Genomic DNA, 14,118 nt, shown 5'->3' on the forward strand with positions numbered 1-14,118 from the left:
TCTAAAAGTTAAAACTTAGCGCTATTTTTAGGGCCTTCATTTCAGAAAATACACTATGGATTTTAGCACATTAAGCCTTGATACGCCCCTTGAAACCATCAACATGGCCATGCAAAACAGTCTGATTGGCAACTTGGGGATACAAATTGAAAAAATCGCCGCGGGCGAAGTGAAGGCCACCATGCCGGTTTGTCCGCAAACCACCCGCCCCGATGGGCTCCTGCACGGCGGTTCGAACCTGGCCCTGGCCGAAACCATTGCCGGACTGGGCAGCATGCTGGTGATCGACCTGAGAGAATTCGACATCCGGGGGATTCACGTTACCGGAAGCCATACCGGAAGCGTGCGGGGAGGAACCGTGCAGGCAACTGCAAAAATTATTCACCAGGGAAACCAGACCCACGTTTGGAATGTTGATGTAACAAATGGAGACGGACGCCTGGTTTCAACCATCCGGGTGACCAATATGATCGTGAAAAGGAATGGTTAGACGAGACGAATACAGTTTTTTTATTGATTCCTTATTGACCAGAAACCTGCCGTTTGCTGCCTGGTCGATGCCAGCGGAACACCATCCGGAAATCCTGATCGGCCAAAAGGAAGATGTAATCAACCTGTCTGATTTCAATAAACTGAACGGACAGGAAGGTTTCGTTTTTGCCCCTTACCGTTTGGGTGAAACATCGCCTTTGCTTTTGCTGAAACCCGGCATATATCTGCGAAACTACCACGATCTTCAGACTTTTCATCCTGAAGATCTTCCCCAATGCAATTGCGGCGAACAAACTGTCCGCGATCATTTTATCATCGATAAAGACAATTACCTGAAAGATATTGAGGCCTCCATTACCGAAATCCGCAAAACCAAACTATCGAAAGTGATTGTATCCCGTCTGATTCCGCAGAAACGAAATGACGAATCGATCGGCAAGCTGTACATGCAACTGCGCAAACAAACGCCCAATGCTTTTGTGTATCTGGTAAACCTGCCCGAAGCCGGGCTCTGGATGGGGGCCACGCCGGAAGTACTGCTCCAGTCGCACGGCAAAACCTTGGAAACCGTGTCGTTGGCCGGCACACAAGCACGCAGAGCCGATTCGGATTACGGCTGGCACACCAAAGACATCGAGGAACAGGCGTTCGTTTCGCGCTACATGCTCGATGTGTTCTACCGCTTCAACATTCACCCCTACACAACTAAAGGCCCCGAAACGATGGAAAGCGGCCGGGTGGCCCACCTGAAAACCAGTTTCTATTTTCCGGCCAAAAAGCTTGAAGACCGGCTGGGCGATTTTATTGCCGGGTTGCACCCAACGCCGGCTGTTTGCGGTTTGCCAAAGTCGACGGCAGACCGGTATATTTCGAAAATTGAAAAGCACGACCGCCGTTACTATACCGGTTATTTAGGCCCCTGGCAAATGAACGGATCGGTGCGTCTGTTTGTCAATTTACGCTGTATGGAACTCACGCCCGACCGATATATCCTGTACGCCGGGGGTGGAATTACGGCTAAGTCAGTCCCCGAAGACGAATGGGAAGAAACCAACAACAAAGCAAAAACCTTGTTATCAGCCATTGAGGCGGTTCAGAATATATGATTTCAACAAAAAAACACATTCAGCAACTGGCCTCTCTCCTGCTGGCTAAGGGAATAGAGGACATCATCATTTCGCCGGGGTCGCGCAACGGCCCGCTCACACACACGTTTTCAGGGAGCGAGGGCTTCATCTGCCGCAATGTTGTTGACGAGCGCAGTGCAGCTTACTTTGCCCTGGGCCTGGCCCAACAAACCGGCAAACCGGCAGCCATTACCTGCAGCTCAGGCACAGCCGCCCTTAACTACACGCCGGCCATTGCCGAAGCGTTTTACCAAAACGTTCCGCTAATTGTGCTCACCGCCGACCGCCCCGGCTACTGGATCGACCAACTGGAAAGTCAATGTATCCGGCAGGAGAACATGTACCGGAATTTCGTCAAAAAAGAAATCAACCTGCCCCTGGGAGAGTCGGAAAAAGAACTGTGGCTGGCCGCCCGTGAAATAAATGAATGCCTGAACCTGGCCGTTTCCGGCACGCCAGGCCCTGTGCACATCAACATTCCGATGGAAGAACCGCTGCACGATTTGCTGGATGAGCCACTTCCGCCCGTGAAGGTGATTGAACGGGCAGAAACACACCAACTACTCTCCGGCGCCCAATTGGAAAAGCTTACGTTGGCTTTTAACCAGGCTGAAAAAGTGCTGATTTTGCCCGGACAGCAAATGCCCAACCCCGAATTGGAAGGCTTGCTGGCCCGACTGGCCGATAAAACCGGAGCCGTGGTACTGAAAGAACACCTGGCCAACCTGAACGGTCCGCGGTTTTGCAGCAGCATCGACACGCTGATGGCTGCCTTGCTGGAAGACAATCCGACAGACTTTCAGCCTGACCTGCTGATCAGTTTTGGAGGACAGTACGTTTCGAAATCGCTCAAGCAATTTCTGCGGAAAAACAAAGCAGCACAACACTGGCACGTGAGTGCTTCAGGCGAACATTTCGACACGTACCAGTCGCTGACGAAAGTGATTTCGATGGATACCGCCGACTTCTTCGAAGCCCTTCAACCCAAATTGAATGAAAAAGAAAAAGGCTATTTGCAGTTTTGGAAAAATAAAGAAGCCCGTGTAAACAAGCTGCGCGACCAGTATTTGGCACAGGCAGAAAGGAGCGACCTCACCGTTTTTGAGCAAATCCGGAAGGCCCTGCCCGAAAACTCGGTGGTTCACCTGGGCAACAGCACCCCGGTACGGTACGCGCTGATCTGTGATGCCGCGAAAAACACACAATACTTTAGCAACCGGGGCACGGCCGGTATCGATGGCTGCCTGTCAACGGCGGTGGGTTTTGCCGTTGCCTCCGAAAAATTGAACACTGTCATCGTGGGCGACCTGTCGTTTTTCTACGATTCCAACGCTCTTTGGAACAACAACGTGGGCAGTAATTTTCGCGTGATCGTCATCCACAACGGCGGCGGCAATATTTTTGGCCTCATCAAAGGCCCCGGCGAAACACTCGCCTACCGCAAACATTTCTTTACCGAAAACAAGTTTAAGGCGGAAGGCATCGCCAAAACCTTTGGCCTCGATTATTACAAAGCTGAAAATGACGCCGAGCTAAATGAAGCGTTGAGAATTTTTTATTCACCGAAACAGCAGACCCCGGCTTTGCTTGAAATTTTCACGGATGCAGAGGTGAACACCCAAACATTCAGGGGATTATTCAAATTTATAAAACAATAAAAACACCATACCATGACTACAAAACGCCAATGGGAAACCATTAAAGAATACGAAGATATTTTCTTCGATTACTACGACGGGATTGGGAAAATTACCATCAACCGCGAACAAGTACGCAACGCCTTTCGTCCCACAACGGTGAACAACATCAGCGACGCGCTGCACATTTGCCGCGAGGACAACCGCATTAATGTGATTGTACTAACGGGCGCAGGCGACAAAGCTTTTTGCGCAGGCGGCGACCAAACCGTGAAAGGTATCGGCGGCTATATCGACGAAAACGGCATTCCGCGATTGAACATCCTCGAAGTGCAGAAACAAATCCGCAGCATGCCCAAGCCGGTGATTGCCATGGTGAACGGCTACGCTATTGGCGGCGGTCACGTGTTGCATGTAGTTTGCGACATCTCGATTGCCAGCGAGAATGCCATCTTCGGGCAAACCGGCCCGAAAGTAGGCAGCTTCGATGCCGGTTTGGGCTCGTCGTACCTGGCCAGTATCGTAGGACAGAAAAAAGCCCGCGAAATCTGGTTCATGTGCCGCCAATACTCGGCTGCCGAAGCGCTGGAAATGGGTCTCGTAAACAAAGTCGTTCCGTTTGACCAGCTGGAAGACGAAGTGGTTGCCTGGGCACAAAAAATGCAGGAGCACAGTCCGCTGGCGCTGCGTATGCTGAAATTAGGTTTGAATGCCGAACTCGACGGCCAAATCGGCATCCAGGAGTTTGCCGGAAACGCAACTTTACTGTATTACCTGACTGAAGAAGCCCAGGAAGGCAAACACGCGTTCCTCGAAAAACGGAAGCCGGATTTTAAAAAGTTTCCGAAATTTCCTTAATTAGAGCAAATTACAAACTAACAAAATTGTTAGTTACATTTTTGTTAGTTACAAGATTGTTAGCTAAATTTGCATCAAAATCGAAACTATGGAGGCACCTTTTGTTTTTGGCAAATTGGCGATTGAGCAGAATTTCACCAACCGTGAACCCGAACAGGAACGGTTGGTAAATAATTTTTCAGCATCTGTCAATACCATTCTCATTTCACCCAGGCGATGGGGAAAATCGTCCTTGGTACAACATGCTGCCAACAAAGCTTTAAAAAAACACAAAGATCTCCATTTTTGTTTTTTGGATACCTTCAGTGTGCGGACTGAAGAAGAATTTTACCAGCTGCTGGCAACCGAAGTGCTACGGGCCTCAGCTTCCAAAGTGGAAGTTGTGCTCGAAAATGCCGGTAAATTTCTGGGGAGGTTTCTTCCCAAAATCTCATTCAGCCCGGACAACCAGCAAAGCCTATCATTGAGCCTCGACTGGAAAGAAGTGGTCAGGCATCCGGACGATATTTTAAACATGGCCGAGAAAATAGCCGTTGAGAAAGGATGGAAGTTCGTGTTCTGCATCGATGAGTTTCAGAATATTGCCATGTTCAATGATCCGTTGGCATTTCAAAAGAAATTGAGATCGAGCTGGCAAAAACAGCAACATGTTGCCTATTGTCTTTACGGGAGTAAACGTCACATGCTGCTAGAGGTGTTCACCAACTCTTCGATGCCTTTTTACAAATTCGGCGATCTGATCTTTCTGGAAAAAATCAAGAAGAAAAACTGGATAAGTTTCATCACAGGCCGGTTCAAGGATACAAACAAACTGATATCGAAAGACAATGCAGCGCTGATTGCCGATTTGGCCGACTGCCACCCCTATTACGTGCAGCAATTGGCCCAACAAAGCTGGTTGCGCACCGAGAATGAGTGTACCGAAGCCAATGTCCGCGAAGCCCACCAGGGGATTGTCGATCAGCTTAGCTTGCTGTTTCAGTCGAAAACCGATGAACTAACGAATTCGCAAATAAATTTTCTGCATGCCTTGCTGCAAGGCGTTGAAAAATTCAGCTCAAAAGAAACACTACAAAACTATCAGCTTGGAACTTCGGCAAACATTGTAAGGATAAAGAGAACGCTGGAAAATAAAGAGATCATCGACATTCAAGGGGCCAATATTTCAATCCTGGACCCGATGTTCCGTTTTTGGCTCGAAAAAGAATACTTTAAAATAAATTGATTAGAATCGAAAATGGCAACACCTAAAAGTTGGCTCAAGGCAGCGCGGCTGCGCACGCTTCCCCTGGCCTTGTCGGGCATTCTGATGGGCTCGGCGCTGGCAGCTTTTTACGGAGCATTCAACCTCACCGTTTTTGTATTAGCGATGGTCACGGCCACGCTCATCCAGGTTTTCTCGAACTTTGCCAACGACTATGGAGACTTTCAGAAAGGTACTGATAACCACCTTCGGTTGGGGCCAACCCGAACCTTGCAAGGCGGCGAAATTACCCCGTCCGAAATGAAAAAAGGCATGTGGATGGTTGGCGGACTGAGCTTTATATTGGGTGTTGCGCTGGTTTTTGTTGGCACCTGGCAATTCAGCCCGATTGCCTTTTTTAGCTTTATCGTCCTGGGTATTCTGGCACTGATCGCAGCTTATTTTTATACTGCCGGAAAACGTTCGTACGGCTACATCGGGCTGGGCGACCTGTCGGTGTTCTTGTTTTTCGGATTGCTGCCGGTTATCGGTGTCTTCTTTTTGCATGCAAATTATATTGAAACAGCTATCGTTTTGCCGTCCATCAGCATGGGCTTGTTCAGTGCTGGCGTACTTAACCTCAACAACATGCGCGACATGGAAAACGACCGGCACTCGGGCAAAATCACCCTGCCGGTGCGCATCGGCGCCCGCAACAGCCGTGTTTACCACATCGCCATCATCGCGTGGGGATGGCTAGCCACCCTTATTTTCACCCTGCACCAGCAGGAATCACGGTGGCAATGGCTGTTTTTACTGACTTTCCCTCTCTTCCTGATCGACTTAGTCAAAATCTGGCGCACTGCCGATGCCCGCCAACTCGACCCGTTCCTGAAACGATTGGCCTTGGGAACACTGGCGTTCACCCTCTTGTTTTGTGCCGGACTTCTATTATCCATCCGATGATTGGCTATTTCAAAAAATACGAACTACTGTTTAAACAGCCTGCCGGAACCTCGCGTGGGGTGCTGAACACACGCACCGTTTGGTATTTGTATGTGGAAGAAAACGGTCGGACGGGTTTAGGCGAATGTGCCCCGCTGCCCGGGCTGAGCAAGGAAACACCCGATCAAATCGATTACCTCATCGAAGATGTGTGTTCCGACCCGATGCACTTTGCCGAAAACCAGGAACTGCTACTCGACTATCCGTCGCTGCGCTTCGCGCTGGAAACGGCATTGCTCGACCTGAAAAACGGTGGCCATCGCATCCTGTTTCCTTCGCCCTTTACCGAAGGGAAAGCCGGAATCCCCATTAACGGCTTAATTTGGATGGGAGAGGCAGCGAACATGCAGTCGCAAACAGAAGCCAAACTGGCAGCGGGTTTTCGTTGTTTAAAGTTGAAAATCGGGGCTATCGATTTTGAAACCGAACTGGAACTACTGCAATCGATCCGCAAACGTTTCAGCCCCGGGCAAATTACCCTGCGGGTAGATGCCAACGGGGCCTTCAAGGTGGACGAGGCACGCAAAAAACTGGAACTACTGGCAGCCCTTCAACTGCATTCCATCGAGCAACCGATTGCGGCCGGGCGCTGGACCGACCTGGCCAAACTCTGCGAAGAAACACCCGTTCCGATTGCCTTGGACGAAGAACTGATTGGCCTGAACAAACGCGAAGACAAGGAGCTGATGCTCGACATGGTGCGCCCCCAATACTTGGTACTGAAACCCAGCTTGCTTGGTGGCTTATCGGGCTGTGACGAGTGGATTGAATTGGCTGAAGAACGAAATATCGGCTGGTGGATTACCTCCTACCTGGAATCGAACATCGGTCTGAATGCCATTGCCCAATGGGCTTTTACCAAAAACATAAAAACGCACCAGGGATTGGGAACAGGCCAACTGTTCACCAACAATATCGATTCGCCGCTCGAAATCCGCGGCGAGCAGCTTTGGTTTGATCCAAATCTGGGATTTGGGCGTTGAGGTGATGAAAATGCTCCGTCATCCTGAACTTGTTGCCCGGCGGCCAGACAAGGTTCAGGATCTCTTGAAAAATAACATCAGATCCCGAAATAAATTCGGGATGACAATTTGAAACCTGAAACTTGAAATTTGGAACTTGAAACTTGAAATTTGGAATTTGAAACTATTCCCTTCACATATCACCTTAAACGGCCAGCCAACCGAGGTTGAGCAGCTCCTGAAAAACCGCGATAAAAGCAGTGGCTGGGAACGCGACTGGCTCGACTTTCTGGCGGAGTGGTACAACGACAACGATTTTATTGAAGTGCAGACTTCGGGCAGTACGGGCAGTCCCAAAACCATTCATCTGAAAAAAGAATTTGTGGCAGCCAGCGCACTGCGCACCATTTCGTTTTTTAATTTACGGGAAGGCGACCGCGCGTTACATTGCCTCCCCAACCGCTTCATTGCCGGCAAACTGATGGTGGTCCGCGCCCTGCTCGGCAAACTGGATTTGTATGTGGTTGACCCATCCACCGATTTTGACATTCTCCGTCATCCCGAACTTCCTGCCCGGCGGTCAGACGGGGTTTCGGGATCTGCTGCTCCCTTCAAATTCGCCGCCATGGTGATCAACCAAGTGGAAAAATGCTTGGAATTTGGAATTTCTAACCTGGAATTTTTGTTGATCGGCGGCTCGGCCATTCCTTCAACCCTGGAAGAAAAACTGCAAACGGTGCACACCCGCTGCTATTCGAGCTATGCGATGACCGAAACCGCAACGCACATTGCCCTGCGGCAACTGAACGGTGAAGGGAAAGACGAATGGTACCATTGCCTCGATGGCGTCCGGGTGGGACTGAATGGGGCCGGCTGCATCCGTATTGAAATGCCCGGACTGGAAAACGGCTTTCTGCAAACCAACGACCTGGCTGAACTGGTCGATGATCATAGCTTTCGCATTCTGGGCCGGGCAGACAACGTTATTATTTCAGGAGGCATCAAATTCTCGCCCGAGCAGCTGGAGGAAAAGCTGGAGCCGTTTATCGTCCAGCCATTTATGATCACTTCACTTCCACACGAAACACTGGGCCAGCAACTGATTTTGGCCGTTGAAGAAACCGAAACCCCGGAACTGTCCGGTGAATTACAGTCCATCTGCCGTCAACAACTCAATAAATACGAGCAGCCGCGCCAGATTTGCTTTGTCAGGGAGCTGCCCCGCACACCAAACGGAAAAATCAACCGGGCGGCCCGGCTATTTCGTTAACCGGAAAACCTATTCCACTTTATAATTGAAAAAGCTGTTGTCTTCGTTGCCAACCAGCAGGTTGAAATAGGGGTTGCCGGTGCTCAGAAAGCCAATGCTGAAATCGGTATTCCCGTGGAGCGGGAAGCCATCGTACAATTTGCCATCGATATTCATCAGGTAAACGCGGTTTTCATCGCGGCACACCACACCAATTTTCTTATTATTCGCAGCAAAAGTATAGACATTTGGTCTGCCTGAAACTGGTGCGTTTAACTTGCGGTCGAACAGCTTTTTGCCTTGATCGGTAAAGGCGTACAAGCGGTTTCCATCGGCCACAATAAAATCTGTTTTTGCATCGCCATTCAGATCTTCGGCCACAAAATAGTGGTCGGCGCCAAAGCTTCCCAGGTCGCGTGTGGCCGATTTGCCATCGAAGTATTGCAGGTGCACCACTCCTTTGCTATCCGTAGTAACCACGGCCGGGGCAGCCCCATCGGCCAGGTACAAATCGTTACCCGAATGATCAAAGTTATCAGTCGTTTTCACCCGGATGCTGCCCTGCCGGTCGAGGATGTACGTTTTATACCGGTCAGCACAAACCAGATAATCTTTTCCTGCAACCCGGAAATGTTTCAGCGGATTGGCCACCACGCCATCCGTTTTGTCGAAATTCCAGCCGGATACCAGTTTCCCGTCGCGGTCGTACGCATAAATCTGCTTGTTCTCGCAAGCCACAAAAAAGCGATAGTTCCGGTTGCTATCGTAGTCGAACACCGCCACACCATTGGTGGCCGGCGAGCGGAAGTTGACCGGGAATTTGGCTACGTTGTTGCCGTTCCGGTCGAGCAGGTACAAGTGGTTCTTCGTATTGAACAGGTACTGCAATTTGCCGTTCCGGTAATAATCTACCTGGTAAACATCGCCCAGGATTTTGCCGGAAAGCTTGATCTTCCACAAACTCACGCCTTCCTTATTGATCAGGTACAAATTGTTTTTATTGTCCTGGACAATTACCTCTTTATTTTTTTTATCGTTGTGATTAACAACAAGCTGCGGCTTGATGGATATCGTAGTGTCCAGCTTGCTTTGCCATACCGTTTGCGGTTCTTCTTTCAATACCGGATCGTATTTCAGGTACAGGTTGTTAAGAAATTGGCCCGAATTGGACGAAAACTGCCAACCCAGCGCGTAAAATTTGCGCAGGCCAACCTCGTTTTCCTGAATGGCACCAGAGGTTTCTTCTGTCAGATAATAACTTTTCAGGTTGAAGGCCTTTGAAAAATTGAGGTAGAAATAGAGGCTCGACCGCGAAGCCATTTGCTGGTTGAACTTCTGGAAATGAATATCTTTTGCCAGCGTGGACGACAGCACCAGATCATGAATGTAATTTTTCAGGGCCGGGAGGTTGTCGGCAAAAATCAGGTAATTGTCGTAAAAAGCGAGGTAGTTGCTTTCGGCGGCACTGAAAGCCTGGCCAAATAACAATTCTGGCACATTGCCAAACGGAAATTCGTAAATGGTAAATGCCTTCTCCTGCTGAATCTGATAGTTAGTTTGCATCTGTTCCAGACTTTTTTTGTTCGCCTTGGCATAGTTTTCAAGCATGGGCAGCAACTTCTCACGCGCCACCGACTGCCCTTTCACCCGGGCAATAAAGAAGCGGTTGCTGGCCGGTTCGTTTTGGGTGACTGCCCCAAAAGCCAGGGCATATTCGTCGCCGGCAATCTCTTCGAAAAACGAAATGAACGGCTTTTTGCTGAACCGTTCTAAAGCCTTGAGCTTGGCTTCGCGCGAATAGTAGCTACCCTGCTTTTTCAAAAACTCCTCAAATTCGGATTGGAACGCTTTGAAGTCGGGTACATTCAGACTGACAAAGAGGCTGGTATTGGCCGACAACACCTGATCCATATTAAACCGGCCGGCGTCCTGCCTGCGGAAAATCTCCAGGTAATTATCATTCAACGGATTGGAAAAACTAAACCCGCCAAGTAAAATTTCCGTGTTTTTCAGGTTCACATCCAGCTCGGTCCAGTCAGCAAAACGATCCAGCTGCTGCAACATTTTTCGAAAGTTGGGTGCAATAGAACTCCCAATCAGTTGCGCAATTTTTTCGTGATTGATAAACAGGTTGAAATCGGAACTGCCGCCCACCGTATTATACAACGACTTAAACTGCTCCTGATCGAGCAGGCTTTCTGCTGAAATCTGGCGCACAGCCTCTTCAACAAACAACGCATAGCGGCTAAACAGAAAAATTCCCTGATCTTCGGCAAAATGGTATTCCTCGTCACCCGACCGGAATTGGAAAACTTCAACCTGGTCGTACATCCGCCTGGAAAGGATTCCTTGCCCGTTTTGCGAAAGTCCTTCAAAATAACCGATCAGGCTTTTGCGTTCGGCCCGGTTGTCGAGACTGAAAGCAAACAAACATCCCACTCCATTTTTCCCGGCTGGATTAAAGGAAATCAGCACCGATTTATCATTCACGGCCTTCCGGAGCTGGTCATTATCGCCCAGCAACGCTTCCAGGCTATTCACATCATTCCAGAATGCCTGTAATTCGGGAATAGCTTTTAGCTCCGCCAACAAGGGGTTGTCGCTGCTCAGCATTTTTACCATACTTTTCATCTCGGCCACCTCAACCACCAAAGGGGTTTTCAGAGGGATGGCACGAAAAGCTGAGTTTTCGGAATACGCCTGGGTTTGCCGGGCCATGAAAAACCAAACAGCCCCCAGAATAACAATCAACAAAATTAGAGTGGGAAAAAGAAACTTGCGCATAATACCGGTTTTTGAACAAAAATAGTCGGTTACCAGCCACAAAGTAAATAAATGGAGGGGGAATTACCCAGTAATTAGTGGCATAGTCGCAGACATTATTTTCTGTCAACATGCGATTGCGCCAAACCCTTTCCCCTCCTTTCTCAAGGAGGGGTGGCTTCGGTATGCCGGAGCCGGGGTGGTTTGTTACCATTATCGCCGGTGCTTCACCTCGCGGGCCGGGACTATCTTGTACAGTTTATCGGACCTTCTGATTTTCTCGGCCACACGCACCGAAAACAGATCCCCTTTTTTGGCTTCGGAAACAGGTTTCAGGTCCACCCGGATTTCCTCCACCACCGTTTCCACCACGCCGGTCGTGGGACCGGTCACCAGTATTTTGTCGCCCACTTTCAGCGAACCGGCTTCCAGGTGGAATTCAGCCACCCCAATATTAGGAAAATAGTTCATGCCTTTGCCAATATAAACCTTGCGCTCGGTAGCCAGCGAACCATAATTTTTGCTCCACTCGCCCAATCGTTGCCCCAGGTAGTAGCCATCCCAGAAACCCCGGTTAAATACCGTGCTCAAACGCTGGTCCCAACCGGCCACCTTTTGGTCGGTAAACGAGCCGTCGAAATAGGCATCGACGGCCTCGCGGTAACATGCTACCACCGTCTTTACATATTCCGGGGAACGGGCACGCCCTTCAACTTTCAGCACCGAGACGCCGGCATCGAGCAGCTTGTTCAAAAAATGAATGGTCTTCAGGTCTTTAGGCGACATGATATACTCATTGTCGATCTCCAGCTCGGCGCCGGTTTCCTGGTCGGTAACCGTGTAGGCGCGGCGACAGGTTTGCATGCAGCTGCCCCGGTTGGCCGAGCTGTTCATCTCGTGCAGGCTGAGGTAACATTTGCCCGACACGGCCATGCACAGCGCCCCGTGGACAAACATTTCCAACTGCACCAGCTCGCCCTTCGGTCCACGAATATTTCGCTCGCAAATCTGATGGCTGATTTCCGCTACTTTGTCCAAATCCATTTCGCGGGCCAGTACTACCACATCCGCAAATTGGGCATAAAACTTCACCGCCTCAATGTTGGTAATGTTCACCTGGGTAGAAATATGGACTTCCACGCCGATGGAACGGGCATACATAATCGCTGAAATATCGCTGGCAATGATGGCCGAAATGCCTGCCTCTTTGGCGGCATTAATCACCCGGTGCAGCTTGTCGAGTTCGTTGTCGAAAATAACAGTATTGACGGTCAGGTAGGTTTTCACCCCGTTTGCGTGGGCCTTTTCGGCGATGGCATGCAAATCGTCGAGCGTAAAATTGTTCGACGAGCGGGCACGCATATTCAACTGCTCCACTCCAAAATAAACCGATCCGGCACCCGCCTGAATGGCAGCAGCCAACGACTCGTATGAGCCCACAGGGGCCATAATCTCTACATCTCTTCTTTCCATGTGGTTCAATCAATTGGCCGCAAAATTACATTTAATTTGGCGATGTGCCAATTTTGGCGGCGAAGGGACAGGGAAATCGCTTTTAGGAATTAAATGCCATTCTTTCTGTTAGAAGATGTTAAACTGCTCTTTTTAGGTCGTCACCACCCGTCCGGCCACGGCATACCGTGGCCTTACACGCCGTATAAAATCCGAAACGCCCTAAAACGGGAAAGCCAAGTACGGTCACGACACGTCGTGACCAACATGCCATAGCCACGTGGAAAGCCCATATTAACTTATCCTGCACCTACCGGAAATGCCTCAGGCATTGGAAACTATTGAGGCACATGTGCCTTGAAAGGGTGAACTATATTTTAAAAGCGATTTCCCTGATCGAAGCGAGGAATGCTCCCCTATTCACTGACCGGCAGCAGCAAGCCTTCCTGGTAATGCCGGATCCATTCGGCCAGCGAATCCACCTGGGCGGTGGACAATCGCGCTTCGTGATGGATAAACGAATACGATTTCAGGGGCATGGCCCCGCGCTTTACTTCCCCGCTCATGTCTTCCAACAAACCGATGCGGTCAATAACCGAAAGGCTTCCCCATTCCGAGAAGTTCAGCTCCTGCTTCCCTTCGGTGATATGCTGGCTGATTAGCCACGAAACCAGCGCCAAGCGGTGGTACCAATCGTAATTGGTCTGGTTGGAATGGCAATCCATACAGGCATTGTTCAGCATCCGTTGCACACCCGGCGGCACCTGAGTTTGTCGATATAAATGGGCAGCGGTTACTTCCCCCGAATTTCGTTCTGGCTGAAAAAACTGCATGGCCAGAAACACGGCCACCAATAGCAATCCACCAAGGCGAAGGATCTTCTTCATATAATTGAGATTAAACGTGTTTGAAACCGACCGGTTTAGGCTGCAACGGACTATTGCTTCAACAAAGCTGCGCTTTCTTTTTTCACCCACTCAACCAGCAAATCGGCCTCTTCTTTGGTGAGCGCTGCCTTGGGGTACTTCGTCACAAACTTTTTAGGCGGCATGGCGCCCTTCTCAATTTCCTTTTGGATATTGGAAAACACGGCCAGTTGTTTGATTTTACCCAGTTGATCCAGCGTATTGAAATTCAGTCCTGCCTTCGCTTCTTCATCTCTCTCCCCGTCGTAGTGACAATCGTAGCATTTGTTGATCATCACCGTTTTCACCTGCCCGGGCATTGGGTAGGTAATTTTTTCGGGCTTGGGAGCTTCCTGGGCAAATGCCGCTGTTGCCCCCGGCAACGCCATAAGCAGGACGAATAAATGGGCTTGTTTTATCATGATTTCACAATTAAAAGCCCAGCCATCTGATGAATAGTTGGGCGCTCCAGTAAAAACTTCCCA

12 protein-coding genes are annotated in these 14,118 nt (G+C 49.7%); 8 read left to right on the forward strand and 4 right to left on the reverse strand.

The window, feature by feature from the left end; all coding sequences use genetic code 11:
* Positions 1–55: 55 nt before the first annotated feature.
* From N2K84_RS08015 to N2K84_RS08050, 8 genes are all read left to right on the forward strand, one after another.
* Positions 56–490 carry a PaaI family thioesterase gene (locus N2K84_RS08015; RefSeq protein WP_282591274.1) on the forward strand — a complete coding sequence of 145 codons (435 nt, stop codon included), beginning with the start codon at positions 56–58 and terminating at the stop codon, positions 488–490.
* The gene (locus N2K84_RS08020) at positions 483–1,598 is read left to right on the forward strand and encodes an isochorismate synthase (protein ID WP_282591275.1); all 1,116 of its coding nucleotides are present in this window, start codon (positions 483–485) and stop codon (positions 1,596–1,598) included. Before N2K84_RS08015 ends, N2K84_RS08020 begins: the two co-directional genes overlap by 8 nt.
* Complete coding sequence (gene menD, locus N2K84_RS08025; protein ID WP_282591276.1) at positions 1,595–3,277, forward strand: 2-succinyl-5-enolpyruvyl-6-hydroxy-3-cyclohexene-1-carboxylic-acid synthase; 1,683 nt, start codon at positions 1,595–1,597, stop codon at positions 3,275–3,277. Before N2K84_RS08020 ends, menD begins: the two co-directional genes overlap by 4 nt.
* Positions 3,278–3,289: 12 nt before the next feature.
* A complete protein-coding gene (gene menB / locus N2K84_RS08030; RefSeq protein WP_282591277.1) occupies positions 3,290–4,114 on the forward strand; it encodes a 1,4-dihydroxy-2-naphthoyl-CoA synthase in 825 nt (274 codons plus the stop codon).
* Positions 4,115–4,202: 88 nt separating this feature from the next.
* A complete protein-coding gene (locus N2K84_RS08035; RefSeq protein WP_282591278.1) occupies positions 4,203–5,339 on the forward strand; it encodes an AAA family ATPase in 1,137 nt (378 codons plus the stop codon).
* A 12-nt stretch (positions 5,340–5,351) separates the two neighbouring features.
* Positions 5,352–6,263: a 1,4-dihydroxy-2-naphthoate polyprenyltransferase gene (locus tag N2K84_RS08040; protein ID WP_282591279.1), complete on the forward strand. Its 912-nt coding sequence runs from the start codon at positions 5,352–5,354 to the stop codon at positions 6,261–6,263.
* Positions 6,260–7,285, forward strand: a complete 1,026-nt coding sequence (gene menC / locus N2K84_RS08045; protein WP_282591280.1) for an o-succinylbenzoate synthase — start codon at positions 6,260–6,262, stop codon at positions 7,283–7,285. Before N2K84_RS08040 ends, menC begins: the two co-directional genes overlap by 4 nt.
* Positions 7,286–7,421: 136 nt before the next feature.
* Positions 7,422–8,534, forward strand: coding sequence for an AMP-binding protein (locus N2K84_RS08050; RefSeq protein WP_282591281.1), 1,113 nt, complete (start codon positions 7,422–7,424; stop codon positions 8,532–8,534).
* A 9-nt stretch (positions 8,535–8,543) separates the two neighbouring features.
* Here the strand turns inward: N2K84_RS08050 and N2K84_RS08055 are convergent, their stop codons facing one another.
* From N2K84_RS08055 to N2K84_RS08070, 4 genes are all read right to left on the reverse strand, one after another.
* The gene (locus tag N2K84_RS08055) at positions 8,544–11,297 is read right to left on the reverse strand and encodes a hypothetical protein (RefSeq protein ID WP_282591282.1); all 2,754 of its coding nucleotides are present in this window, start codon (positions 11,295–11,297) and stop codon (positions 8,544–8,546) included.
* A 192-nt stretch (positions 11,298–11,489) separates the two neighbouring features.
* Positions 11,490–12,749, reverse strand: a complete 1,260-nt coding sequence (locus N2K84_RS08060; protein WP_282591283.1) for a peptidase U32 family protein — start codon at positions 12,747–12,749, stop codon at positions 11,490–11,492.
* A 395-nt stretch (positions 12,750–13,144) separates the two neighbouring features.
* Entirely contained in the window at positions 13,145–13,615 is a 471-nt protein-coding gene (locus N2K84_RS08065; protein ID WP_282591284.1) for a heme-binding domain-containing protein, read from the reverse strand.
* Positions 13,616–13,665: 50 nt separating this feature from the next.
* Positions 13,666–14,055, reverse strand: coding sequence for a heme-binding domain-containing protein (locus tag N2K84_RS08070; protein WP_282591285.1), 390 nt, complete (start codon positions 14,053–14,055; stop codon positions 13,666–13,668).
* Positions 14,056–14,118: the final 63 nt, after the last annotated feature.

Origin of the sequence: Gaoshiqia sediminis, assembly GCF_025907915.1 — a bacterium.
GTDB classification, from domain to species: domain Bacteria; phylum Bacteroidota; class Bacteroidia; order Bacteroidales; family Prolixibacteraceae; genus Gaoshiqia; species Gaoshiqia sediminis.

Coding starts and splice junctions, on each gene's coding strand:
- N2K84_RS08070 (WP_282591285.1), bottom strand. CDS start 14,055: ATGATAAAACAAGCCCATTTATTCGTCCTGCTTATGGCGTTGCCGGGG.
- N2K84_RS08060 (WP_282591283.1), bottom strand. CDS start 12,749: ATGGAAAGAAGAGATGTAGAGATTATGGCCCCTGTGGGCTCATACGAG.
- menC (WP_282591280.1), top strand. CDS start 6,260: ATGATTGGCTATTTCAAAAAATACGAACTACTGTTTAAACAGCCTGCC.
- N2K84_RS08040 (WP_282591279.1), top strand. CDS start 5,352: ATGGCAACACCTAAAAGTTGGCTCAAGGCAGCGCGGCTGCGCACGCTT.
- N2K84_RS08035 (WP_282591278.1), top strand. CDS start 4,203: ATGGAGGCACCTTTTGTTTTTGGCAAATTGGCGATTGAGCAGAATTTC.
- N2K84_RS08020 (WP_282591275.1), top strand. CDS start 483: ATGGTTAGACGAGACGAATACAGTTTTTTTATTGATTCCTTATTGACC.
- menD (WP_282591276.1), top strand. CDS start 1,595: ATGATTTCAACAAAAAAACACATTCAGCAACTGGCCTCTCTCCTGCTG.
- N2K84_RS08015 (WP_282591274.1), top strand. CDS start 56: ATGGATTTTAGCACATTAAGCCTTGATACGCCCCTTGAAACCATCAAC.
- N2K84_RS08065 (WP_282591284.1), bottom strand. CDS start 13,615: ATGAAGAAGATCCTTCGCCTTGGTGGATTGCTATTGGTGGCCGTGTTT.
- menB (WP_282591277.1), top strand. CDS start 3,290: ATGACTACAAAACGCCAATGGGAAACCATTAAAGAATACGAAGATATT.
- N2K84_RS08055 (WP_282591282.1), bottom strand. CDS start 11,297: ATGCGCAAGTTTCTTTTTCCCACTCTAATTTTGTTGATTGTTATTCTG.